The sequence below is a fragment of the Paenarthrobacter sp. NPDC056912 genome (assembly GCF_042786555.1).
GTDB lineage: Bacteria > Actinomycetota > Actinomycetes > Actinomycetales > Micrococcaceae > Arthrobacter.
Map to the genome: position 1 here is coordinate 418,071 of NZ_JBHUCD010000001.1, position 23,717 is coordinate 441,787.

General features: G+C 63.5%; 18 protein-coding genes. 14 read left to right on the plus strand and 4 right to left on the minus strand.

What is annotated here, in order from left to right:
* Positions 1–97: 97 nt before the first annotated feature.
* Positions 98–751, minus strand: coding sequence for a phosphate signaling complex protein PhoU (gene phoU, locus ACFRJ9_RS01930; RefSeq protein WP_377663818.1), 654 nt, complete (start codon positions 749–751; stop codon positions 98–100).
* Between the two features lie 199 nt (positions 752–950).
* Between phoU and ACFRJ9_RS01935 the strand changes: the two genes are divergently transcribed.
* Positions 951–2,213 carry a sensor histidine kinase gene (locus tag ACFRJ9_RS01935; RefSeq protein WP_377663869.1) on the plus strand — a complete coding sequence of 421 codons (1,263 nt, stop codon included), beginning with the start codon at positions 951–953 and terminating at the stop codon, positions 2,211–2,213.
* Positions 2,210–2,890, plus strand: a complete 681-nt coding sequence (locus tag ACFRJ9_RS01940) for a response regulator transcription factor (RefSeq protein ID WP_020608526.1) — start codon at positions 2,210–2,212, stop codon at positions 2,888–2,890. The genes ACFRJ9_RS01935 and ACFRJ9_RS01940 overlap by 4 nt, the downstream gene beginning before the upstream one ends.
* A gap of 98 nt (positions 2,891–2,988) precedes the next feature.
* Here the strand turns inward: ACFRJ9_RS01940 and ACFRJ9_RS01945 are convergent, their stop codons facing one another.
* Positions 2,989–3,531, minus strand: a complete 543-nt coding sequence (locus tag ACFRJ9_RS01945) for a hypothetical protein (RefSeq protein WP_377663871.1) — start codon at positions 3,529–3,531, stop codon at positions 2,989–2,991.
* A gap of 293 nt (positions 3,532–3,824) precedes the next feature.
* On the opposite strand from ACFRJ9_RS01945, the gene ACFRJ9_RS01950 reads away from it, so the two are divergent.
* The 6 genes from ACFRJ9_RS01950 to rlmB all read left to right on the plus strand — a co-directional run bounded on the left by ACFRJ9_RS01950 (position 3,825) and on the right by rlmB (position 8,698).
* On the plus strand, positions 3,825–4,307 hold the full coding sequence (locus tag ACFRJ9_RS01950) for a CarD family transcriptional regulator (RefSeq protein ID WP_011690592.1): 483 nt from the start codon (positions 3,825–3,827) through the stop codon (positions 4,305–4,307).
* A gap of 145 nt (positions 4,308–4,452) precedes the next feature.
* Positions 4,453–5,235 (plus strand): 2-C-methyl-D-erythritol 4-phosphate cytidylyltransferase, encoded by a 783-nt coding sequence (ispD, locus tag ACFRJ9_RS01955; protein ID WP_377663820.1) that lies wholly within the window; start codon positions 4,453–4,455, stop codon positions 5,233–5,235.
* Positions 5,236–5,255: 20 nt separating this feature from the next.
* Entirely contained in the window at positions 5,256–5,783 is a 528-nt protein-coding gene (gene ispF / locus ACFRJ9_RS01960; protein WP_377663873.1) for a 2-C-methyl-D-erythritol 2,4-cyclodiphosphate synthase, read from the plus strand.
* Positions 5,776–6,132, plus strand: a complete 357-nt coding sequence (locus ACFRJ9_RS01965; protein WP_377663822.1) for a hypothetical protein — start codon at positions 5,776–5,778, stop codon at positions 6,130–6,132. Before ispF ends, ACFRJ9_RS01965 begins: the two co-directional genes overlap by 8 nt.
* A gap of 35 nt (positions 6,133–6,167) precedes the next feature.
* A complete protein-coding gene (gene cysS / locus ACFRJ9_RS01970; RefSeq protein ID WP_377663824.1) occupies positions 6,168–7,625 on the plus strand; it encodes a cysteine--tRNA ligase in 1,458 nt (485 codons plus the stop codon).
* A gap of 80 nt (positions 7,626–7,705) precedes the next feature.
* Positions 7,706–8,698, plus strand: coding sequence for a 23S rRNA (guanosine(2251)-2'-O)-methyltransferase RlmB (gene rlmB / locus ACFRJ9_RS01975; RefSeq protein WP_377663826.1), 993 nt, complete (start codon positions 7,706–7,708; stop codon positions 8,696–8,698).
* Between the two features lie 270 nt (positions 8,699–8,968).
* Here rlmB and ACFRJ9_RS01980 read toward each other — a convergent pair whose 3' ends face one another.
* Positions 8,969–9,778, minus strand: coding sequence for a carbon-nitrogen hydrolase family protein (locus ACFRJ9_RS01980; RefSeq protein WP_377663828.1), 810 nt, complete (start codon positions 9,776–9,778; stop codon positions 8,969–8,971).
* 237 nt (positions 9,779–10,015) lie between these two features.
* Here ACFRJ9_RS01980 and glgX point away from each other — a divergent pair, with 237 nt between their 5' ends.
* The 3 genes from glgX to ACFRJ9_RS01995 are packed head-to-tail and all read left to right on the plus strand — an operon-like array spanning position 10,016 to position 12,963.
* Positions 10,016–12,130, plus strand: a complete 2,115-nt coding sequence (gene glgX, locus ACFRJ9_RS01985; protein WP_377663830.1) for a glycogen debranching protein GlgX — start codon at positions 10,016–10,018, stop codon at positions 12,128–12,130.
* An 11-nt stretch (positions 12,131–12,141) separates the two neighbouring features.
* Positions 12,142–12,597 (plus strand): ribonuclease domain-containing protein, encoded by a 456-nt coding sequence (locus ACFRJ9_RS01990; protein ID WP_377663832.1) that lies wholly within the window; start codon positions 12,142–12,144, stop codon positions 12,595–12,597.
* A 6-nt stretch (positions 12,598–12,603) separates the two neighbouring features.
* Positions 12,604–12,963: a barstar family protein gene (locus tag ACFRJ9_RS01995; protein WP_377663834.1), complete on the plus strand. Its 360-nt coding sequence runs from the start codon at positions 12,604–12,606 to the stop codon at positions 12,961–12,963.
* Between the two features lie 74 nt (positions 12,964–13,037).
* Here the strand turns inward: ACFRJ9_RS01995 and glgP are convergent, their stop codons facing one another.
* Positions 13,038–15,662 (minus strand): alpha-glucan family phosphorylase, encoded by a 2,625-nt coding sequence (glgP, locus tag ACFRJ9_RS02000; RefSeq protein ID WP_377663836.1) that lies wholly within the window; start codon positions 15,660–15,662, stop codon positions 13,038–13,040.
* A 125-nt stretch (positions 15,663–15,787) separates the two neighbouring features.
* Here glgP and ACFRJ9_RS02005 point away from each other — a divergent pair, with 125 nt between their 5' ends.
* From ACFRJ9_RS02005 to ACFRJ9_RS02015, 3 genes are read left to right on the plus strand one after another with little or no spacing between them, the layout of a single operon-like run.
* The gene (locus tag ACFRJ9_RS02005) at positions 15,788–17,872 is read left to right on the plus strand and encodes an alpha-1,4-glucan--maltose-1-phosphate maltosyltransferase (RefSeq protein ID WP_377663875.1); all 2,085 of its coding nucleotides are present in this window, start codon (positions 15,788–15,790) and stop codon (positions 17,870–17,872) included.
* A complete protein-coding gene (treS, locus tag ACFRJ9_RS02010) occupies positions 17,872–19,668 on the plus strand; it encodes a maltose alpha-D-glucosyltransferase (RefSeq protein WP_377663838.1) in 1,797 nt (598 codons plus the stop codon). The genes ACFRJ9_RS02005 and treS overlap by 1 nt, the downstream gene beginning before the upstream one ends.
* 1 nt (position 19,669) lies before the next feature.
* Positions 19,670–23,326 (plus strand): 1,4-alpha-glucan branching enzyme, encoded by a 3,657-nt coding sequence (locus tag ACFRJ9_RS02015; protein WP_377663841.1) that lies wholly within the window; start codon positions 19,670–19,672, stop codon positions 23,324–23,326.
* The last annotated feature ends 391 nt before the right edge of the window (positions 23,327–23,717 follow it).

Below are 23,717 nucleotides of genomic sequence, written 5' to 3' on the forward strand. Positions count from 1 at the left end.
GCCCCCGGGGGTACCCCAACCCCCCAAAAAAATAACCCCCCCCCGGGCGGCCGACCACCTTGGGCCCCCCCCCGCCGTCGTCGTTAATGCCTTGGGGCTAGAAGCCTTCGGGCTGCCATTCGCCGGTCACCAGGTAGGTGACCTTGCGGGCTACGGAGACGCCGTGGTCGGCGAAGCGCTCGAAGTAGCGGCTGGCCAAAGCGACGTCCACGGTGGTGGAGGGGCTCTCGCTCCAGTCGGGGGAGGCGATGGCCTTGAAGACGCTGAGGTGGAGGTCGTCCACGGCGATGTTGATCTTGAGGATGTCGCGGGCTACCTCGAGGTTCCGGGTTTCCAGCAGTTCAATGACCTTGGCGGTGATCTCGATATCGTGCTGCGCCATGGCCTTGAACGTAGCGGTCAGGGGCGACGGTATGACGGTGGAGGGGTAGCGGAGGCGTGCCAGCTGCGCCACGTGGCGTGCCAGGTCACCCATGCGTTCGAGGGACGCGCTCATGCGCAGAGATCCCACGATCATGCGGAGGTCGCTCGCGACCGGGCCCTGCAGCGCCAGGATGTCGATGGCGCGCTCGTCGAGGCTGTTCTGCAGGAAGTCGATGCGGGCATCTGCCGCGATGACGTCCTGGGCCAGATCCACGTCGGCGCCTTCGAAGGAAGTAGTGGCCTTCGTGATTGCTTCGTGAACCAGCTTGGAGATCTCGATGAGGTCGTCACCTACCTGGGTGAGTTCCTCCTGAAAAACCTTGCGCACTAAGGCGTCCTTTCCTTGGAAATCCTGTTCCCCTGACGGGGGTCGGATTTCAAAACCATTGGCAGTCCAACAAGCAACTGTGTCAGGAACCAGTGAACGGTTCGGCACCATTAGGTGAACGTTAGTTGAACCGTCCGCGTTTGGCGCCCGATCAATGCTTTGCCCTGATTCCACAGCATAAGCTGGACACGTGGATCCATTGCTCATAGGTGTCGTCGCAGGCCTGGTTGGCCTGTCGCTGGGCGTCTTCGGCATGCTCGCTTTCAGGATCAGTGAACGCCAGCGCAGCATCGTGGACCTGGACGTCACCGAACCCCTGCTGCCGGAAGGCGCCGCGGAAGTCCTTGCGGTCGTCGGGCGCGCCTTTGTGGTGGTGGACGCGATTGACGGCGTGGTGCGCGCCAGTCCCGCCGCCTACGCGTATGGCCTGGTCCGGGGCCACACAGTGGTGCACAAGCAGCTCCTGGACATGACAGCCAAGGTCCGCAGGGACGGCGTGATCCTGGAGGAACAGTACGAGCTTCCGCGTGGCCCCCTGGGCAAGGGCACAATCGTGGTTCAGGTGCGTGCGGCAATGCTTGGGTGGGAATACATCGTGTTGCTGGCCGATGACCGCACTGAGATCACGCGCACCGAAGAGATCCGCAACGACTTTGTGGCCAACGTGTCCCACGAACTCAAGACCCCAGTGGGCGCCATCTCGCTCCTGGCCGAGGCCTTGGAGTCATCGCCGGACGACGAAGAAGCCGTCCGCCGGTTCGCCAAGCGCATGCACAAGGAATCCGCGCGGCTTGCCGCGTTGGTGCAGGACATCATTGAACTTTCCCGCCTCCAGGGTGCGAACGTTGCGCAGCAGGGCCTGGCCGTGGACATCAACTCGGTCATCACCGAGGCTGTTGACCGGTCCCAGTTGCCCGCGGAAAGCAAGAACATCCAGATCGTGGTGGGTGGCCACTCCGAGTCCGAGGTCTTTGGTGACCGCGATCTTCTGGTGACAGCGCTGCGAAACCTGATCGACAACGCCATCCGCTACTCGCCGGAAAACACCCGCGTGGGCGTAGGTCTCCGGACGCGGGAAGGCGTCGTGGCCATCTCCGTCACGGACCAGGGCGATGGACTCACCCCCGAGGACCAGGAGCGCGTCTTCGAGCGCTTCTACAGGGTGGACGCCGCGCGCTCCCGGCATACCGGCGGCACGGGGCTGGGCCTCAGCATCGTCAAGCACGTGGTGTCCAACCATGGTGGCGAGGTCACCGTTTGGTCCCAGCCCGGTCAAGGGTCCACGTTCACCATCCGCCTGCCGGAGATGGAAGGCCAGGACGACGACGCCGGCCTGCCGGGTCCCGCGGCCACGGCGGTTCCGTCCAACGCACTTCCGGCGGCCGCAGCTGCCGGCGAACCCCATCACTTGATTCAAACCAGGGGCGCCAGCGGCGCCCACGAGCAAGGAGCCAGCGCTTGAGCCGGATTTTGATAGTGGAGGACGAAGAGTCCTTCAGCGACCCCCTGTCCTATCTTTTGGGCAAAGAGGGATTCGACGTCGAGGTAGTGGATAACGGCAGCGACGCCTTGGTGGAGTTCGACCGCAACGGTGCAGACCTTGTCCTGCTGGATCTCCAGCTGCCGGGAACGCCTGGTACCGAAGTGTGCCGCCAGCTCCGCCAGCGCTCCAGCGTGCCGGTGATCATGCTCACTGCCAAGGACTCGGAAATCGACAAGGTGGTGGGCCTGGAACTGGGCGCCGACGATTACGTCACCAAGCCGTACTCCTCCAGGGAGCTGGTGGCCCGCGTTCGTGCGGTCCTGCGCCGGCAGGGCGAGCCTGAGGAGCTGATCACGTCAACCGTGCAGGCGGGCCCGGTCCGCATGGACATTGAGCGCCATGTTGTCAGCGTGAACGGCGAACAGGTGTCGTTGCCACTGAAGGAGTTTGAACTCCTTGAGATGCTGCTCCGCAATTCCGGCCGTGTGCTGACTCGCGGGCAACTCATTGACCGCGTGTGGGGCTCGGACTACGTGGGCGACACCAAGACCCTGGATGTCCATGTAAAGCGGCTGCGAAGCAAGATCGAGCCGGATCCCTCCGCGCCCCGCTACCTCGTGACGGTGCGTGGACTGGGCTACAAATTCGAGCCGTAAGCACTGCGGTAACTTACGACAAAGGTGACTTACAACAAAGGAAGGGTCCCGCAGTTGCGGGACCCTTCCTTTGTTGTATGTCTTGTACTGCCCGGCCGTTAGTGGCCTGCGGCTGCAGACTCCGTGGGCGTTGCAGTGGTGGACGGCGACGGCGTTGCCGTGCTGCTCGCCGAGGACGGGAGGTACTTCCTGTACTCGGGGAGGGTGCCGTCCACAACGGGGATGCTGATCTGCGCAGAGTCGGAACCGCTGCGGATGGTTACCGGTGCGAGTCCGCCCGGGGCCGTGCCCGCGGTGCTGAGGATGGCGGGATCGGCGGCGTCGTTGAGGTACGTCTCCGAGTTGGCCTTGACCGGGATTTCGGTCTGGGCGCCATCTGCACCGCTGATGGTCAGGGTGGCGTCGGAGCTGGATTTGTTGAACACAGCGCCGATGACGCGGCCGGGCTCTTTTTCGCCCGAAGCAACGATCAGCATGTTGCGCAGCTGCAGCTGGCCGAGATCAGCTTTGATCCCGTCGGATGCCGAGTACTGGTGCGTTGTCTGCTGGGCGTTGACGAAGCCACAGCCGGTAACGGACAGAAGGCCGACGCCGATTGCAGCCGCCGCAATTGCCAGCTTGCCGCGCTGGACAGGGTTCATCGCAGTATTGCGCACGACACCTACTCCTCAAGAGTCATTGGAACACTTTTCAGCCATAGCCTATCGGCAAACGGGTCGAAATAAGGATTCGGGAGGGCTTTGTGGCGCAGCCAACGGAGAAGATCTGCGGGGCGGGTTGCTTGCTTGAAGCATCTTTCCCTGCTCGCGTCAAGGGGTTGGAGAAGGTCGTTTAAGGCCCCTTTCCCTTTATTGGCGCGGCTGGAGGGCCCGCCCGATGGCAGTCGTATGCCTTAATCGTGATAGACTAATCTGCGGGAAAGGGGAAAGTCCACATGGTTTTTGAGGTCGGCGAGACAGTAGTTTACCCTCACCACGGTGCAGCAAAAATTGAGGAAATCAAGATGCGCACCATCAAGGGCGAAGAGAAGATGTATCTCAAGCTCAAGGTGGCTCAGGGTGATCTGACCATTGAAGTTCCAGCAGAGAACGTTGACCTTGTTGGGGTCCGGGACGTAGTGGGCAAAGAAGGCTTGGAGCACGTATTTGACGTTCTCCGCGCCGAGTTCACTGAAGAGCCTACCAACTGGTCACGTCGTTACAAGGCAAACCTGGAAAAGCTTGCTTCAGGCGATGTCATCAAGGTGGCGGAGGTCGTTCGCGATCTTTGGCGTCGTGATCACGATCGCGGCCTTTCCGCAGGTGAGAAGCGAATGCTGGCCAAGGCGCGGCAGATTCTGATTTCAGAACTGGCCCTGGCTGAGAAGACAGACGAAGAGAAGGCGGCAAGCGTTCTCGACGAGGTCTTGGCTTCCTAAGAATTGAGCCCCGGTGGTGCGAAAGCGCCGCCGGGTTTCTTTTTGCCAAAAAACGCTGCTGATGGGTCGCAAACGCTGCTGATGGGTCCCAAACGCTGCTGATGGGTCCCAAACGCTGCTGATGGGTCACAGTACTCTGGTGACCATGAGTACTCCTACCAAGCGCGCCGTTACGGCCGTCATCGTGGTTGCTGCCGGCTCCGGCGAACGGCTCGGCTACGGCATGCCCAAAGCCATGGTTCCGCTGGGTGGCGAAGCCATCCTCCTGCACGCCCTCCGTGGCGTGGTTGCGTCGGACGTTGCGCGCCAAATCTGCATCGCCGTACCCAAGGGAGACACCGATCTCCGTGAACTCATTGCCGAGTTCACCATCGAACTGGTGGACGGCGGTCCCGAAATAACAGTGGTCGACGGCGGTTCCTCCCGGGCGAATTCGGTCCGCGCCGCCTTGGCTGCCTTGGAAGACGGAACGGAGTACGTCCTGGTCCATGACGCCGCCCGTGCCCTGACCCCTGAGCGCATCTTCCAGCGCGTGGCCGCGTCCTTGGCCTCCGGCGCGAAGGCAGTCATCCCGGCCATGCCGGTAGTAGACACCATTAAGACCGTTGCCGACACGAACGGCCCGGATGCCTCCATCTCCCCGGAAGTCGTCACGGGCACGGCTCCCCGCGAACAACTCCGCGCGGTCCAGACACCGCAGGGCTTTGAACTGGGCACCCTTCGCCGGGCACACGAAGCCGCTGAACTGTTTGACGACAAGCAATCAGCCGCCGTGACGGACGACGCCATGCTGGTGGAGCTTCTCGGCGTCCCGGTCCATGCAGTCCGTGGCGCCAGCCAGTCGCTCAAGATCACCACGCCCTTGGACCTCATCATCGCCGAAGGCCTCCTGGAAGGTCCGCTGGGGATCCGGTGGGTGGAGGGCTGATGGCTCCTGATACTCCTGCCATGGTCCTGCCGCGGACCGGGATAGGCATAGACGTGCACGCGTTCGCGCCTGAAAGCGACCCCCAACCGCTCTGGTTGGGAGGGCTTTTCTGGGAAGGCGAGCAGGGCCTGTCGGGCCATTCCGACGGCGACTGTGTGGCGCACGCCGCTGCCGACGCACTCTTCTCGGCGTGCGGGATCGGTGACCTCGGCACCCACTTCGGCACGGACCGGCCCCAATATGCCGGAGCCTCCGGGGTTACGCTCCTTAGCGAGGCAGCCCGCATTGTCCGCGCCGCCGGCTTTGAGATCGGCAATGTCGCCGTACAGTTCGTCGCCAACCGGCCCAAGTTCGGGCCGCGCCGCGAGGAATCGCAACGCGTCTTGAGCGAGGCCGCAGGAGCACCCGTGAGCGTCACGGCCACCACCAGCGACGGACTGGGCTTCACCGGCCGCGGCGAGGGAATCTCTGCTGTGGCCACCGCCCTGGTGTACGCCGTCCCTATCGCGGCTGACCCTGTCACAAGCGGCGGTGCGTTCAATGACTGAGCCGCGGACCGGCGTCGTGCGTTCCGCTGTGATGCTGTCCGCGGGCCTGGCCGCCGCACTGCTGCTGGGCGGTTGCGCGGGGACGCCGAAAATGGATGTAAAGGCCAGTTGCGAATTCCTGAACAACGACACCTTCAAACCCGATGGCAACCAGCAGCAGCAGTCCAAACAGATCGCCGAGCACTACCACGAGATCGCTGGCAAGCTGGCTCCGGAAATCGGTGATCCCATCAAAGAGATGGCCGCGATCATGGACAAGGCTGCCGGTTCCTCGCTGGGAGCGGCCACCCAGGAGCAGCAACAACAGTTGTCCGTTCACTTCAACAAAATCGGCGAGTACTGCAAGTAGGCAGGTCACGGCGCCTCATCGGCTAATCTGGAGCGGTGACCCTGCGCTTCTATGACACCGCCTCCGCCGAAGTCCGCGACTTCGTTCCCCTCGAAGAAGGCAAGGCCAGCGTGTACTACTGCGGGGCCACTGTCCAAGGAATGCCGCACGTAGGGCACGTCAGGTCGGCCATCGCCTTTGACCAACTGACGCGCTGGCTCGAATTCCGCGGGCTCCGCGTCACCGTGGTCCGCAACGTCACGGACATTGACGACAAGATCCTGGCCAAGTCCGCGCAGTCCTTCGGGCCGGACTGGGATGCTGAGCCGACGGCGCTCCAAGCCGAAGAGTGGTGGGCCTTGGCGTACCGCTACGAGCAGGAATTCGAGAATGCCTACGAGTCCCTGGGCGTTCGCCGGCCAACTTATGAGCCCCGCGCCACCGGCCACATCCCGGAAATGCATGAGCTTATCCAGCGACTGATCGACCGCGGCCACGCCTACCCGGCCCCGGACGAGTCCGGCGACGTCTACTTCGATGTCCGTTCCTGGAGCAAATACGGCTCGCTGACGCGCCAGAATATCGACGACATGCAGGGAGCCACCGACGCCGACCCGCGGGGCAAGCGCGATCCGCGCGACTTTGCGCTCTGGAAGGGTTTCAAAGAAGGCGAACCAGAATCGGCCAGCTGGGCATCACCTTGGGGTGCCGGCCGGCCGGGTTGGCACCTCGAATGCTCCGCCATGGTCACCAAGTACCTGGGTCCGCGGTTCGATATCCACGGTGGGGGACTGGACCTCCGTTTCCCGCACCATGAGAACGAGATGGCGCAATCCCAGGCAGCGGGGGACGAGTTCGCCAATTTCTGGATGCACAACGGCATGGTCACGTACCAGGGCGAGAAAATGTCCAAGTCCATCGGCAACACGGTCAGTCCTGCTGAAATGCTGGACCTCGCTTCACCCCGCGTGGTCCGCTACTACCTCGGCCAAGCGCACTACCGTTCCGTGCTGGACTACAGGCCCACATCCCTCCAGGAAGCCGCGGCTGCCGTGGAGCGCATTGACGGCTTCATTTCCAAGGCCACTGCAAAGGTCAACGGCCGGTCAGTTGCCGATGTCGCCCCGCAAGCGAACATGCCCGCAGCCTTCATTGCCGCGATGGACGACGACCTCAACGTCCCGCAGGCCTTGGGCGTGCTGCACGAGACCGTACGGGCGGGAAACACTGCACTGGCCGCGAACGATCTCGAAGCCGCCAAGGCTGCCCTGTACAGCGTGGTGTCCATGACCGAGGTCCTGGGCCTGGATTCGGTGAAACGTCCCGAGGCAGTCCAAGGCCGTGAGCATGCGGCACTGGAGGTACTCGTGGAAGCGCAGCTCGAAGCCCGGGCTAAGGCCAGGGCCAACAAGGACTGGGCAGCTTCCGACGCCATCCGGGACACCCTGGCGGCCGCGGGCGTCGTCGTCGAAGATGGTGCGGAAGGCGCCACCTGGAGCCTCAAACGCGACTGACAAACCGGCGCTGCGGCCGAATTGCATCGGGTCAGTAGACTTGATTCCAGACTTACTCACAAAATCAAGGATGGAATCTCATGGCCAACAATGGTCGCCGGTCGGTCAAGCAGAAGAAGGGCCCCACCACCGGAACCGGTGGCCACGGCCGCAAAGCCCTGGAAGGTAAGGGTCCCACGCCCAAGGCGGAGGAGCGCACCTACCACAAGGCGTACAAGAACAAGCAGTTGGCGGAGCGTTCAGCTGCCAAGCGCGGACCGGGAACCCGCCCCGGCGGCGCCGGCGCGCGTTCGGGCCCCAAGGGCCGTGCAACCGAAGAACTGGTCACCGGCCGCAACTCCGTGGTCGAAGCCCTTCGCGCAGGCATCCCTGCCAAGGCCCTGCACGTGGCCATCCGCATCGAAATGGACGACCGCGTCAAGGAATCCCTCAAGCTCGCAGCTGAGCGCGGCATCCCGTTGCTCGAAACCGGCAAGCCTGAGCTGGACCGCATGACCGAGGACGCCGTCCACCAGGGCCTCGTCCTCCAGATCCCGCCGTACGAGTACGAGGACGCCTACGACCTCGCCGAAGCAACGCTGGACAAGTGGAAGAAGGGTCACGTTTCCAACGCCCCGATTTTCGTCGCGTTGGACGGCATCACCGACCCCCGCAACCTTGGTGCGATCATCCGCTCCGTGTCCGCATTCAGCGGTCACGGCGTGATCGTTCCCGAACGCCGCAGCGTCGGCGTTACTGCGTCCGCTTGGAAGACCAGCGCCGGTGCCGCAGTCCGCGTTCCGGTGGCCCGCGCGTCGAACCTCAACAACGCGCTGAAGCAGTTCAAGAACATGGGCATCTACGTGCTCGGCCTGGACGGCGACGGCGATGTTTCACTGCCCGACCTCACCGTGGCCACGGAACCTGTCTGCATCGTGGTCGGCTCCGAAGGCAAGGGCCTCAGCCGTCTGGTCCGCGAAAACTGCGACCAGATCGTCTCGATTCCGATCGATTCCGCCATGGAGTCGCTCAATGCATCCATGGCCGTCGGCATCTCGCTGTACGAAGTGTCGAGGCAGCGCGCAGCCAAGTAAGTCGTGCGAAGGGCGGGGGTCGCTGTCGCGGCCGCCGCCCTTTCCAACGCTCTATCACTTTCCGACGGTTTTTGGCGGACGCTCTCTCACCTTCAGTTGGTGGGGGAGCGTTTGTCATTTCCAGAAGCGCACGACGTCGGCGCTTGGCCTTAGCGGGCGGCGGCGCTTGAAGAGTCGGGATGTGAAAGAGCGTTCGGGTGGACGTGTCGGGATGTGAAAGAGCGCTCGGGTGGACACGTCGGGATGTGAGAGAGCGTCGGCAGAAGGCGGCTAGAAGTCGCGGCGGTTGGCCAGGACGGGGAGTTTTTGGCGTGCGTCATCCACGACTGCGGGATCGAGCTCGGCGAAGATCAGGCCCGGCTCACCCTCCAAGGCCTCAAGGACCTGCCCGAACGGGGATACGACGGCGGAGTGCCCCACACCCGTAGGCGCAGCGCCTTTGGCTTCGACACCTTGGGTGGCCGGATCCCCTTGGCCGCAGGCGAGCACGAACGTGGTGGTGTCCACGGCGCGGGCGCGAGCCAGGAGCTGCCACTGATCGGCCTTGCCCGGACCGGATCCCCAGGAAGCCGAGACGATGTTGACCACAGCTCCCCGTTGCGCGTTGGCCGTGAACAGTGCCGGGAAGCGGATGTCGTAGCAGGTGGCCAGGCCAAAGGTGAGGCCACCGGCGTCGAACGTTACGGGGTCTGTACCGGCTTCCACGGTGTCCGACTCCGCGAAGCCGAACGCATCAAAAAGGTGGATCTTGTCATAGCTCGTCTCCACGCCCGGCCCGGTGGCCAGGAGCGTGTTCCGGACCCGGAGCGAGCCGGATTCCGAAGCCGCCCCGGGTGTGAACATTCCTGCCACGATGATCAGCTGCAATTCCTTGGCAAGTTCACGCACCCGCGTGGCCCATGGGCCGTCAAGGGGCTCGGCGATGTCCAGCAGGGAGTTTCCGAACGCGCGCATCATCGCTTCGGGAAAAACCACCAGCTCCGCGCCGCCGTCCTTGGCCCGGCGGGCGTACTCCTCGAGAAGCCGCAAATTGTCGGCCAGATCCCGGCCTGTGATGACTTGGGCGAGTGCCACGCGCACGATTGAACCTCCAGTTGTGTCCGTCCCAGTATGGCAAGCCCGCGCCCAGCGCACAGCGGCCGCGACACATTCGGAGCAGCAAAAGCCGGACCTGGAGCCCCAGCGGCAGCATTGCAGCACGTGAGCGGGCCATGAAATTTCGCCCCCTGTGTGCAACAAATGAAAATACTGGCCTGTGCGTCGTCACATGAGCGGCCGGCACGGCACATACTGGGCGTGGAACTAAACTTGCAAGCAATGGTTATGCCTATTTTGGACACAGCAGCTGCCGTCGACGCGTCGCGGCCCCGGCCCCTCGGACTGAGCACGCCCCAGCCCGGGCTTTTTGATGCCGGCGGCGCGGAGAACAACCAAGTGAACGTTGCCGTGTTCGCACCGGACCTGGAACGGGTCGAAGTCGCCTATCAGGCGCCCGGCGATTCGTGGCGGACCTACACGCTTCCTAACACCGAGGACGGCGTTCATTTCGGCCTGGTCAGTGGGATGCCGCCGGGCACCCGCTACGGTTTCCGTGCAGCACCGCAGGAAGACCGCCTCCAGCTGCCCGTCCCGGCTTTGGATGTTGAGGACGACGGCGAACAGTCCCTGCTGCTGGATCCTTACGGCCGCGCGGTGGACCAGCGGGGCGAGTTCCTTACGAGTGTCCATGTGGACACGGGCTTCGACTGGGGCGACGACCGGCCCCCACGCACGCCTTTGCGGACCTCGGTGATCTATGAGGCCCATGTCCGCGGTCAGACAATGCTGCACCCGGACATCCCCGAACACCTCCGCGGAACCTATGCGGGCATGGCGCACCCGGTGATGATCCAGCACCTCACCGAGCTCGGCATTACCGCTGTCCAGCTGCTGCCCATCCATTTCCACCTCGATGAGGCACACCTCCAGGACCTTGGCATGACCAACTACTGGGGATACAACACGGCTGCCTTCTTCGCCCCGCACTCGGATTACGCTACGGAAGCTGCCCGCAACGCGGGACCGCACGCTGTGCAGGACGAGCTCAAGGGCATGATCAAGCTGCTGCACGCCGCCGGCATCGAGGTCATCTTGGACGTGGTCTACAACCACACCGCAGAGGCAGGCCCGGACACGCCTGCGTTGAGTTTTCGTGGCCTGGCGGAGAAGCGCTATTACCGTCATGATGCCCACGGCCGCTACCTGGACACCACTGGATGCGGCAACACCTTGGACTTCAGCGACCCCGTGGTAGTTGACCTGGCGCTGGATTCACTGCGCTACTGGGTCAACGACTTCCACGTGGACGGCTTCCGCTTCGATCTTGCCGTGACCTTGAGCCGGGATGCCGGCAATCAATTCGACCCCCGGCACCCCTTCCTGCAGGCCATCGCCGAGGACCCGGTCCTGTCAGCGGTGAAGCTCATCGCTGAGCCGTGGGATGTGGGCTATGGAGGGTGGCAAACAGGCCGCTTCCCGCAGGGCTGGTCGGACTGGAATGATCACTTCCGCGACGGCGTCCGGCGCTTTTGGCTATCCGACCGGGCAGCCATTGAGGCCGGTGGCCAAGGCGGATCGGTGGCGTCGTTGGCTGAGCTTATGGCGGGTTCGGCCAACCTGTTCGCATCGTCCGGACGCACCCGACTGGCATCGGTCAACTTCATCACGGCGCACGACGGCTTCACGCTCAAGGACCTTGTGAGCTACGACCGCAAACACAACGAGGCCAACGGCGAGCAGAACCGCGACGGCCACGGGGATAACCGAAGCTACAACCATGGCTTCGAGGGCCGCAGCGAGGACGAGGCGATCGTGGCTGCCCGCTCGCTGTCCATCCGGAACCTCATGGCCACATTGCTGCTGTCCATCGGCGTCCCCATGATCACGGCCGGCGACGAACTTGGGCGTACCCAGCAGGGCAACAACAACGCGTACTGCCAGGACAACCCCACCGCGTGGCTGGATTGGAGCCGGACCTCGGAAGCCAACGCCATGTTCAGGACCACCCGCGAGCTGGTAAGGCTCCGGCGATGGTTCCTCGGACAGCAGCCGGAGAGTTTCCCGGGCAAGGCGGACGATTCCACCCTGCAGTGGTTCGATGACAAGGGCCAGCGAATGACACCTGCGCGCTGGAACGATCCCAATGTGCGGTCTGTCCAGTTGCTGATGGGCCATGAGGACAGCGAGATCAGGGGCCTGATAGTGGTCAACGGCAGCAACCAGGACGTGAAGATGGTGCTGCCGGAGATTTTGAGCGAAAGGGGCGTCGGCAAGCGAATGTTTGAACTTCGCTTCACCACTTCGGTGCTGCACGATCGCCGGAAGGGTGCGTTGGTGGCGTCCGGGGAGCGGGATATCCTGCAAGCCAACACCATCAACATTTACCGCACCTAGGAGTTCGCCGCATGAACCGCAGCCGCAACAAGCTGCTGGCCTTCGCCGGTTTGGTGATTGCCGTCGTCGTGCTGGTGGCCGCCATGGTCAGCGGGGTCTCGCTGACGGCCCCTTCAAGCACCACAACCACGACGCCGGAACCTGGCACCGCGTCGACGGCACCGGCCGTTGCGAACCCCTCGGTGCTGCCCACCATCAACGCCTCGCAACTGCCCAAGGAAGCCCGGCAGACGCTTGCCTTGATCGCGAAAGGCGGGCCGTATCCCTATGATCGGGACGGCGTGAACTTCGGCAACTTTGAGGGGCTGCTGCCCAAGAAAACCAGTGGCTTCTACAAGGAGTACACGGTGCCGACTCCGGGAGAATCGGACCGGGGTGCCCGCCGGATCATCGTCGGCAAGGACACCGCCAAGTACTACACCGCGGACCATTACGAGTCGTTCAAGTTCATCGTCGAAGGCAAGTAGGAGCCCATGAAGATCTATTCCGCAGACACCTGGACACTTGAGGAACTGAAGGAACAAGTAGCCGACGCCGGCCGCAGGACCGTAATGGTCCCGCCCGCAACCACCAAGCAGGCAGTCCTGGAGGTCTTCGGCCAGGTGCTCGATTTCCCCGAGTACTACGGCGTGAACCTGGACGCCTTGAACGACTCATTGCACGACTACGCGGATGCGCTCTCGGAGGACGAAGGCAGCCCGGTCACCATGATCTGGCAAGTCCCCGCGGCCTACCGCACGGACCGTTCGTTCGGCGTCGTGTGCGAAATCCTGCAAGACGCCGAGCGCTACGCCGGCCGCGACCTCGCGGTCATCGCAGTCTTCGAGAATTAGAGAATTAAACGTCGCTGGCCCGCTTTTCCGTCGTTGAGCAACAACGGAAAAGCGGGCCAGCAACGTCCTATGGGTTAGGCGTTTGCGATCAATCCGAGTTCGGCTTTTGAGGCTAGTGCGCTGTGTTTGGGGAACACGCGGACGGTGTAGCCGAAGGAGCCGGAGCGGTTGATGACGAGGGAGCCGTTGAAGAGGTGGCGTCCGTTGCCGAGGTCTTCGAGGGAGTCGAGTTCGGCTACCACGATGTCTTCGAGTTCGTCTGTTTCTTCGGCGCGGCCGAAGGCGACTTCCACGGAGACGTCGTCGGGGGTGAGGTTGTTGAGGGCGATGTAGGCGTTGACTTGGAGGGTGTCGCCTACTTGGGGTTCTTCGGAGACGCCGACGGAGTCGACGTGTTCGACCACAACCTGGGGCCAGGCGTTGCGGACTTTGGTGGTCCAGGCGGCGAGTTCTTTGGCTTCTTTGAAGGATTCGGCTGTGGCGCGGCGTCCGGAGATGGCGGCGGGGCGGTAGAGGTTGTTGACGTAGTCGTGGAGCATGCGTTCTGCCGAAACGGCCGGGCCGAGGTGCGCGAGGGTGTGTTTGATCATGGATACCCAGTGGGTGGGCACGGTTTCGCGGCTTGATTCGGAGGGTCCTGCTGCTCCGGCTCCTTGGGCGACGGTGGTGCCGTAGAAGCGGGGTGCTACCTGGGTTTCGAGGAGTTCGTAGAGTGCTGATGCTTCGATGTCGTCGCGTTCCTCGGGTGTGGCGTTGTTGTTCGCGGTGGGGATGGCCCAGCCGTTTTCGCCGTCGAACATTTCGTCCCACCAGCCGTCCAGGACGGACAGGTTCAGGGAGCCGTTGATGGCCGCTTTCATGCCGGAGGTGCCGCAGGCTTCGAGGGGGCGCAGAGGGTTGTTGAGCCAGACGTCGCAGCCGGGGAACAGGGTCCGTGCCATGGCGATGTCGTAGTTGGGCAGGAACACGATCCGGTGCCGGACTTCGGGGTCGTCGGTGAAGCGGACCAGGTCCTGGATCATTTTCTTGCCGGCGTCGTCGGCGGGGTGTGATTTGCCGGCGATGACCAGCTGGATGGGGTGCTTGGGATCCAGGAGCAGCGCCTTCAACCGTGCGGGGTCGCGCAGCATGAGGGTGAGGCGTTTGTAGGTGGGCACGCGCCGGGCGAAGCCGATCGTGAGCACGTCCGGGTCAAGCACGGAGTCGGTCCAGGCGAGTTCGGCGTCGGCGGCGCCGCGTTTCTTCCAGGAGGCGCGGAGCCGGCGGCGGACGTCCTCGATGAGTTGGGCGCGCAGTTCCCGGCGCAGTGCCCAGACGTCGTCGTCGCTGACGTTGTAGGCCAGGTCCCAGCGTCCGAGCGCTTCGGCTTCCGCGCCGAATTGGTTCCGGGCCAGGGAAGAGATCCGGGGGTCTACCCAGGTGGGGACGTGGACGCCGTTGGTGACGGAGGTGATGGGGATTTCGGAGTGGTCGAATCCTGGCCAGAGCCCGGCGAACATTTCGCGGGAGACCACGCCGTGGAGTTTGGCCACGCCGTTGGCGCGTTGGGCCAGGCGCAGGCCCATCACGGCCATGTTGAACACGGAGGGGTTGCCGCCGTCGTAGTTTTCGCGGCCGAGTTCCAGGATCCGGTCCGTCGGCACGGCGGGGGCGAGGCCGGCGTCGAAGAAGTGTTTGATCTGCACGGTCTCGAAACGGTCGATGCCGGCCGGGACGGGGGTGTGGGTGGTGAAAACGGTGGACGCGCGACCGGCGGCGAGGGCTTCGTCCCAGCTGAGGGGGTGCTCGGGGTGGGACATGGCTTCCTGGATGCGTTCGATGCCCAGGAATCCGGCGTGGCCTTCGTTGGTGTGGAAGACCTCGGGGGCGGGGGTGCCGGTGAGTTCCTGGTAGACGCGCAGGGCTTTGACGCCGCCCATGCCCAGGAGCAGTTCCTGCTGAAGGCGGTGGTCGCCGCCGCCGCCGTAGAGGCGGTCGGTGATGCCGCGCGCGGCTTCGTCGTTGGAGGGGACGTTGGAGTCCAGCAGCAGCAGCGGGACGCGTCCGACGTCGGCACGCCAGACGTGCGCGTGCAGTTCGCGGCCGTTGGGCAGCGGCAAGGAGATCTGCACGGGTTTGCCGGGTACACCGTCGTTGGCCGGGTGGCGCAGCAGGGTCAGGGGGAGCCCGTCGGGGTCCAGGACGGGGTAGGTTTCCTGCTGCCAGGCGTCCCGGGACAGGGATTGCTTGAAGTAGCCGGCCTGGTAGAGGAGTCCGACGCCGATCAGGGGCACGCCCAGGTCCGAGGCGGCTTTGAGGTGGTCACCGGCGAGGATGCCCAGCCCGCCGGAGTACTGCGGGAGGACCTCGGTGATACCGAATTCGGGGGAGAAGTACGCGATGGTGGCCGGTGCGTCGTCGCCGAGGCCCTGGTACCAGCGCGGTTCGCTGAGGTACCGGTCAAGATCGGCCGCGGCGTGCTGCACCCGCTCCACGACGTCCCCGTCGTTGGCCAGGTCCTGGAGTTGCTCGCGGCTGATCGAGCCCAGAAGGGCTATGGGATCGTGCTGCGATGCCTCCCACAGAGCCGGGTTCAGGCTCGCGAAAAGTTCCCGGGTGGGCCGGTGCCAGGACCAGCGCAAATTGGTCGCCAGACGGGCCAAAGGCCGGATGGGCTCGGGGAGGACGGTACGGACTGTAAACCTTCGAATAGCCTTCACGAGCGCCACACTAACGGACTGACATGGCAGTCGGAACCGCTTTGGGTTTCTTTTAGGTAAAAGACATCTTGCGTCGAGGAGAAAGGTCGTGTGCTTAGCATTCTGTGATTTTTGTCGCTAACGTCGTGCTTGTGACGAATACCTCGCGAACCATCACCGCTCTGAAATCCAAAACGAAAACGGACATCACCGACGGACTTCGTTTCGGCCGGTTCCCTATCACGGCCGTCCAGCCGGTGGTTGAGGGTGGCCGCTTCCCGGCGAAGGCGTTGCCCGGCGAGGATCTCGCCGTCGCCGCCACGGTGTTCCGGGAAGGCCATGACCAGCTGGGCGTCTCCGCCGTACTGCTCGACCCGAGGGGCAGGGAACGCCAGCGCGTTCGCCTCGCGCCGGCCCAAGGAGAGCAGTGGAAAGGCCTTGACCGCTGGGAAGGCCTGATCACGCCTAGCGGTACCGGCGCTTGGTCTTTCGTTATCGAGGCCTGGCACGACCGTTACGGCACCTGGCACCACAATGCCGAGGTGAAGGTGGGGGCCGGCATTGACGTGGAACTGATGCTCGCCGAAGGCGCTGCCCTCCTTGGCGGAGCAGCCGACGACGCCGGCCGGACCGGTGCGGACAAGCGCACCTTGCGTGCCGCTTCCGTCGTGCTGGCCGATACCAGCAAAACTGCCGAGGAGCGTCTCGGCGCCGGCTTCAGCCCCGAGGTGCTGGCCGCCGTCGGACGTGTTCCCATCCGCGAACTGGTGACCGTCTCCGAACGTTTCCCGCTGCAGGTGGAGCGCGACCTCGCCGGCCGCGGTTCCTGGTACGAGTTCTTCCCGCGCTCCGAGGGCGCTGTGGTGGACCACGCCACGGGCGTGTGGACGTCCGGCAATTTCCGCACAGCAGCCAACAGGCTCGACGCCGTTGCGGAGATGGGCTTCGACGTCATCTACCTGCCGCCCATCCACCCGATCGGTTTCCAGCACCGCAAGGGCCGCAACAACACGTTGACGCCGGGACCGCAGGACCCGGGTTCGCCGTGGGCCATCGGTTCCAAGGACGGTGGCCACGACGCCATCCACCCGGAACTGGGCACGTTCGAGGACTTTGACGCTTTTGTGGCGCGGGCCGCCGAGCTGGGACTCGAAGTGGCTTTGGACCTTGCCCTGCAGGCAGCTCCGGACCACCCCTGGGTTGCCAGCAACCCCGAATGGTTCACCACACGCGTGGACGGTTCCATTGCCTATGCGGAAAACCCGCCGAAGAAATACCAGGACATTTACCCCCTGAACTTCGACAATGATCCGACCGGCCTTTCCAAGGAAATCCTGCGGATCGTTCAGTTGTGGATCAGCCACGGCGTCAAGATCTTCCGCGTGGACAATCCCCACACCAAACCCGTGTGGTTCTGGGAATGGCTGATCGGAAAAATCAACAAGAAGAACCCCGAGGTTGTTTTCCTGGCCGAAGCCTTCACCCGGCCGCCCATGATGCACGCCCTGGGCCGTGCAGGCTTCCAGCAGTCCTACACGTACTTCACCTGGCGGAACACCAAGACCGAGCTGGAGGAGTACTTCCACGAAGTCAGCCACGACAGCCCGGCGTACTTCCGGCCGAACTTCTTCGTCAACACTCCTGACATCCTCACCGAGTACCTCCAGTACGGCGGCCCGGCGGCGTTCCGCATCCGCGCCGCACTGGCCGCGACGGCCAGCCCGCTGTGGGGCGTCTACGCCGGGTATGAGTTGTTCGAGCACGTGGCCCGTCCGGGTGCAGAGGAGTACATCGACAATGAGAAGTACGAGTACAAGGCCCGGGACTGGGAAGGGGCGGCCGAATCCGGGCACACCCTGGCGCCGTACATCACCAGGCTCAACACCATCCGCAAGAACCACGTGGCCTTGGGCGACCTGCAGAACCTGACGCTGCACCGCAGCACCGATGACGCCACGATCGTCTACTCCAAGCACAAGACGTTGCCGGACGGCACCAAGGACACCTTGGTCATCGTGGTCAACGTTGATCCGCACAGCACCCGCGAAAGCACCGTTTCGCTGGACCTGGCGGCTCTGCAATTGGACCCGGCGGACTTCAACCAGGATGGACGGTTCCGGGTTGATGATTTGATCAGCGGCCAAAGCTGGGAGTGGGGCGAGCACAACTACGTCCGGCTGGATGCCCACGTTGAGCCCGCGCACATCCTGAGCATCCGGAGGCAGCCTTAGTGAGTTTTTCTCCGCAAAATCCCAGCCAGTACTTCACCCCGAAGAACACCTTCGAGTTGAACGCCCCCGGTCTCCAGCACGATCCGCACTGGTACCGCAAGGCAGTCTTCTATGAGGTACTGGTGCGGGCCTTTGCGGATGCCAACGGGGATGGTTCCGGCGACTTCCATGGATTGATCGACAAACTGGACTACCTGCAGTGGTTGGGCGTCGATTGCCTCTGGTTGCCGCCGTTCTTCCATTCGCCGTTGCGCGATGGCGGCTACGACATCGCGGACTACACGTCCGTGTTGGATGAGTTCGGCACTATCAGCGACTTCAAGCGGCTGGTGGCGGAGGCCCACGCGAGGGGTGTCCGGGTGATTATCGACCTCCCGTTGAACCACACCTCGGACCAGCACCCGTGGTTCCAGGAATCCCGTAAGGACCCCACAGGTCCCTACGGTGATTTCTACGTGTGGAGCGATACGGACGAGAAATACCAGGACGCCCGCATCATCTTCGTGGACACCGAGGAATCCAACTGGACGTTTGACCCGATTCGCCGCCAGTTCTTCTGGCACCGCTTCTTCAGCCACCAACCGGACCTGAATTTCGAGAACCCCAAGGTCATCGAGGCCCTCTACGATGTCATCCGGTTCTGGCTGGACCAGGGGATCGACGGCTTCCGGGCGGACGCCATTCCCTACCTCTTTGAAGAAGACGGCACCAATTGCGAAAACCTGCCGGCAACGCACGCGTTCCTTCAGGACCTTCGCCGGATGGTGGATGCGAACTATCCCGGCCGCGTGATCATTGCCGAAGCCAACCAGCCTCCGCATGAAGTAGTGGAGTACTTCGGCACTGAAGAAGCCCCGGAATGCCACATGGCCTTCCACTTCCCGATCATGCCGCGGCTGTATTACGCCCTGAGGGACCAGAAGGCCGCCCCCATCATCGAGGCCCTGCGGGACACCCCGGAGATCCCCAAAGGTGCGCAGTGGGGGACGTTCTTGCGGAACCACGATGAACTGACCCTCGAGATGGTGCCGGCCGAAGAACGTGCCGCCATGCTCGGCTGGTATGCGCCCGATCCTCGCATGCGGGCCAACATCGGCATCCGGCGCAGGCTGGCTCCGTTGCTGGACAACTCCCGCTCGGAGATCGAGCTCATCAACGCGTTGCTGCTTTCATTGCCGGGCAGCCCGTTCCTGTACTACGGGGACGAGATCGGCATGGGGGACAACATCTGGCTAGATGACCGCGACGCCGTACGTACTCCGATGCAGTGGAGCCCCGACCGCAATGCGGGTTTCTCCGCGGCGGATCCCGGCAAGCTCTACCTACCGGTCATCCAGTCCCTGGTCTACAACTACGGCATGGCCAACGTTGAGGCCGAGTCTGCCCACTCGGGATCGCTCCTGCGGTGGACCCGGCAGATCCTGAGCGTCCGAAAGAACCATCCGGTGTTCGGACTGGGCAGTTTCCGCCACATCGAATCGGACCATGAAGTGGTCCTCGCGTACGTGCGTGAGCTGCCGGCAGGCAACGTGGAAGGTGAAGACGCGGAAACCATCCTGTGCGTCTTCAACCTCTCCCAGCACCCCGTGGCCGCAACATTGGACCTTCCTGAGTTCGCGGGCCGCGGCCTGCGCGACATTTTCGGCGGCCAGCCGTTTCCGGCCGTCGGCGACAACGGTCATCTGACTGTGATGCTGGGCAGCCACAGCTTCTACTGGCTGCGGCTCCGCTCGGCTTTTTCCAATCCATCGTCGCCTTTTACCCAGGCGATTCCCGTGGTGACGTCCAAAGGATGAGATGAGCAAGGAAAACTTGAACCCCTCCATAGAAGGACTTCTCAGGGCCTGGCTTCCAGGCAAGCGCTGGTTCCCGGTCAAGAGCCCCGATTTTTCGCTGGAACGTGTGGGCGGCTTCGTCCTCCCGGATGCTGAGGACAGCGCGCGGCTGGAGATCGTCCTGTTGGCGGTGACGTACCGGACGGCCGACGGCGGTCCGCGGACTGACGTGGTGCAGGTTCCGTTGAGCTACCGGAGCCAGCCCCTGCCGGACGCGCCCGGGGCGCTGCTGGGGGAGTTCTCTGATCCCGTTCGCGGCCAACGGCTGGTGTACGACGCCGTTTATGACCCCCGGTTTATCGCCGCCTGGCTGGAACTCATGAGACGCGAAGACACCGTGGCACAGGGCCTGGCCCAAGGGCACCTGACCCGTGGCCGCGTCAAGCTTCCGGAAACCACCGACACGGTCAAGGTCCTCTCCAGCGAACAGTCCAACACTTCGGTCATCGTCGACGACGGCAGTTCCCCGGCGATCGTGAAGATCTTCAGGGTGCTCGCGGACGGCAAGAACCCGGAGGTGGAACTCGGGGCGGCCCTGACCGCGGCCGGGACCAGCGAGGTTCCCGCGACGCTCGGTTGGATTACCGGTTCGTGGGATGGGCAAGCGCCGGATGCGCCTGCCGCTGGTGAGCTGACGGTGGCCCATGAGTTCCTGGCAGGTGGCCTGGATGCTTGGCGCCTGGCCGTGGACGCGGCTGCGTCAGGCAGGGACTTCACCGAAGAGGCCCACGGGCTCGGTGCCGCCACGGCCACGGTCCACGCCAGGCTCGTGGAGACCTTTGGAACCCTGGACGGACAGGAACAAGGTCCCGACATCATCGCGACTGTAGCCCGGCGGGTCCGCCAGTCCTGGGCTGAGGCCGCTACCGCCGTCGGGCCTTATGACGACAACCTCCAGGAGCTGTTGGCCACCCTCGATCCGCAGGACGTCGGGCAGCTGCAGCGTGTCCACGGCGATCTTCACCTGGGCCAGATCCTCTGGGTCCCGGACATCGGGGGCCAGCCGGGCCGATGGGCCATCCTCGACTTCGAGGGTGAGCCACTGCGGACCATTGATGAGCGCAACACTCCCGATCTTCCGCTCCGCGACGTTACGGGGATGCTGCGCTCCTTTGACTACGCCGCCGGGGCCGCCACACGCGAAAACGCCGCCGCAATCGTGCCCGAAACCTGGGTGGATGACTGCGCGGCCGCATTCTTGGAGGGGTACAGCGACGTCACCCCCGGGACCATTGACCGCCGCTCGCCGCTCTTTGTGGCATTGTGGCTGGACAAGGCCTTATATGAGGTGGTTTACGAGCTGAGGAACCGGCCGGACTGGTTGTCCATACCGGTCAACGCAGCGCGCAAAATCCTCGACAACACAAGCCGCGGCAAGCATGCGGCAGCTACAGCGGAAGGTAATGACATGACTGGCTCTGCACGCACCGAACGGCCCCGAGAACCACTGCATGTGGACTCCGAGACCTTGGCCCGCGTGGCAGCCGGTGCCTACCATGCGCCGCACTCGGTGCTTGGCGCCCATCTGGACGATCACGGCCACGTCACCATCCGCACGGTGAAGCATCTTGCCACGTCCGTGGCGGTGGTGACGGAGGCGGGCAGCACCCCCATGATCCACGAGGCCGACGGTGTGTGGACGGTTGTCCTGGAGCCGCTGCAGGCCGGCCACGTGCCGGACTACCGTTTGGAAGTGGTGTACGACGCCGAACCCGTCACCATCGATGACCCTTACCACTACCTGCCTACCGTGGGTGAGGTGGACCTGCACCTGATCGGCGAAGGCCGGCATGAGCGGCTCTGGGATGTCCTGGGAGCCCACGTCCAGCACTACCGCTCCGCGTTGAGCGAGGTGGACGGTGTCTCCTTCGCCGTCTGGGCTCCGAATGCCCAGGCTGTCCGGGTCAAGGGAGACTTCAACGGCTGGGACGGCCGTGCCCACGGATTGCGCTCATTGGGTTCGTCCGGAGTGTGGGAGATTTTCATTCCGGGGGTTGTAGCAGGGGCGTGCTACAAATACGAGATCCTCTCCAAGCATGGTGAGTGGGTGGAAAAGGCCGACCCCATGGCTTTCGGTACCGAGGTTCCGCCTCTGACGGCCTCGCGGGTAGTCGATCCCAGCTACCGCTTCAAGGACGCGGAATGGATGGCTGCCCGGGCCCTCAAGGATCCGCACAATTCACCCATGAGCGTCTACGAAGTGCACTTGGGCTCCTGGCGGCTGGGCCTGGGCTACAAGGAGCTGGCCAAGGAACTCGTTGAATACGTGAAATGGCTTGGCTTTACCCACGTTGAGTTCATGCCGGTCGCTGAGCACCCGTTTGGTGGTTCGTGGGGTTACCAGGTCACGTCATACTTCGCGCCGACCTCGCGTTTCGGCCACCCGGACGAGTTCCGGTTCCTGGTGGATTCCCTGCACCAGGCAGGAATCGGCGTCCTGCTGGACTGGGTTCCCGCGCACTTCCCCAAGGACGCCTGGGCGCTGGCCCGCTTCGACGGTGAGCCGCTCTACGAGCACTCCGATCCGGCACTCGGCGAACACCCCGACTGGGGAACTTTGATCTTCGACTTCGGACGCAGCGAGGTCCGGAACTTCCTGGTGGCCAATGCACTTTACTGGCTGGACGAATTCCACATCGATGGCCTCCGTGTGGACGCTGTGGCCTCCATGATCTACCTGGACTATTCCCGCGAGGAAGGCCAGTGGCGCCCGAACAAGTTTGGCGGCCGCGAAAACCTTGAGGCGATTTCCTTCATGCAGGAGGTCAACGCCACTGTCTACAAATCCCACCCCGGCGCCATCATCATCGCTGAGGAATCCACGGCCTTCCCCGGTGTCACAGCACCCACCAACCACGGCGGGTTGGGCTTTGGGCTCAAGTGGAACATGGGCTGGATGCATGACTCGCTCAAGTACATTTCCGAAGACCCCATCAACCGCAAGTGGCACCACGGAACCGTCACGTTCTCCATGGTCTACGCGTTTACCGAGAACTTCCTTCTGCCCATCAGCCACGACGAGGTAGTTCATGGCAAGGGCTCCATGCTTCGCAAAATGCCCGGTGACCGCTGGCAACAGCTGGCCAACCTCCGCGCTTTCTTCGCTTACCAATGGGCGCACCCCGGTAAGCAGCTCATCTTCATGGGCAGCGAGTTCGGCCAGGAAGCCGAATGGTCGGAACAGTACGGACTCGACTGGTTCCTTGCCGACATCCCGGCCCACCGCGGACTTCAATTGCTGGTCAAGGATCTCAACGAGCTGTACTCGTCCACGCCGGCCCTTCATGTCCGGGACAACGAGGCCGGTGGCTTCCAGTGGATCAACGGTGGGGACGCCGACCACAACGTCCTGACCTTCATCCGTTGGGACCATGACGGCAATCCGCTGGTGTGCGCCGTGAACTTCTCGGGCGGTCCGCACAAGGACTACATCCTGGGCGTACCGGCCGCGGGGGACTGGACGGAAGTCTTGAACACCGATGCCGAAACGTACGGCGGTTCGGGTGTGGTCAATACCGGAACCTTGAGGGCTTCGACGCCGGGGACCGATGGTCAGCCTGCCGCGTTGACCGTCACACTTCCGCCGCTCGGAGCGTCGTGGTTCGCGTTGGCTAAGTAAACCGCCGTTGGGTTGGAGGGCTCGGAGCCTTGGCTTCCGGGCCCTCTTCCCTTTGTTTCCGGGGTTTTATGGGCAGCAGGGGCGGCCCTGGATTGCCGACTTTGCCATCTCGGCGGAGTAGGGGTATAGTTAGTACCCGCGCTGCTCCTCGAGTAGAGATCGCAAGCTGACAAGAAACCGCAAGGAAAAATCAAGTCACGCTTGCCGATTTGACTCGGAGGGAGCTAGCCGGTAAGTTTGAAAAGTTGCTCCGGAGCGATCCTGGACCCTGTGGGGGTGTGGGTGGTGCCGGTAGTGTCTGTTGTTTGAGAACTCAATAGTGTGCCAAGTTTGTTGATACCGATTGTTTTTCAATTGGTTGATTTATGCTGGATTGCTGCGCACCCCCGTG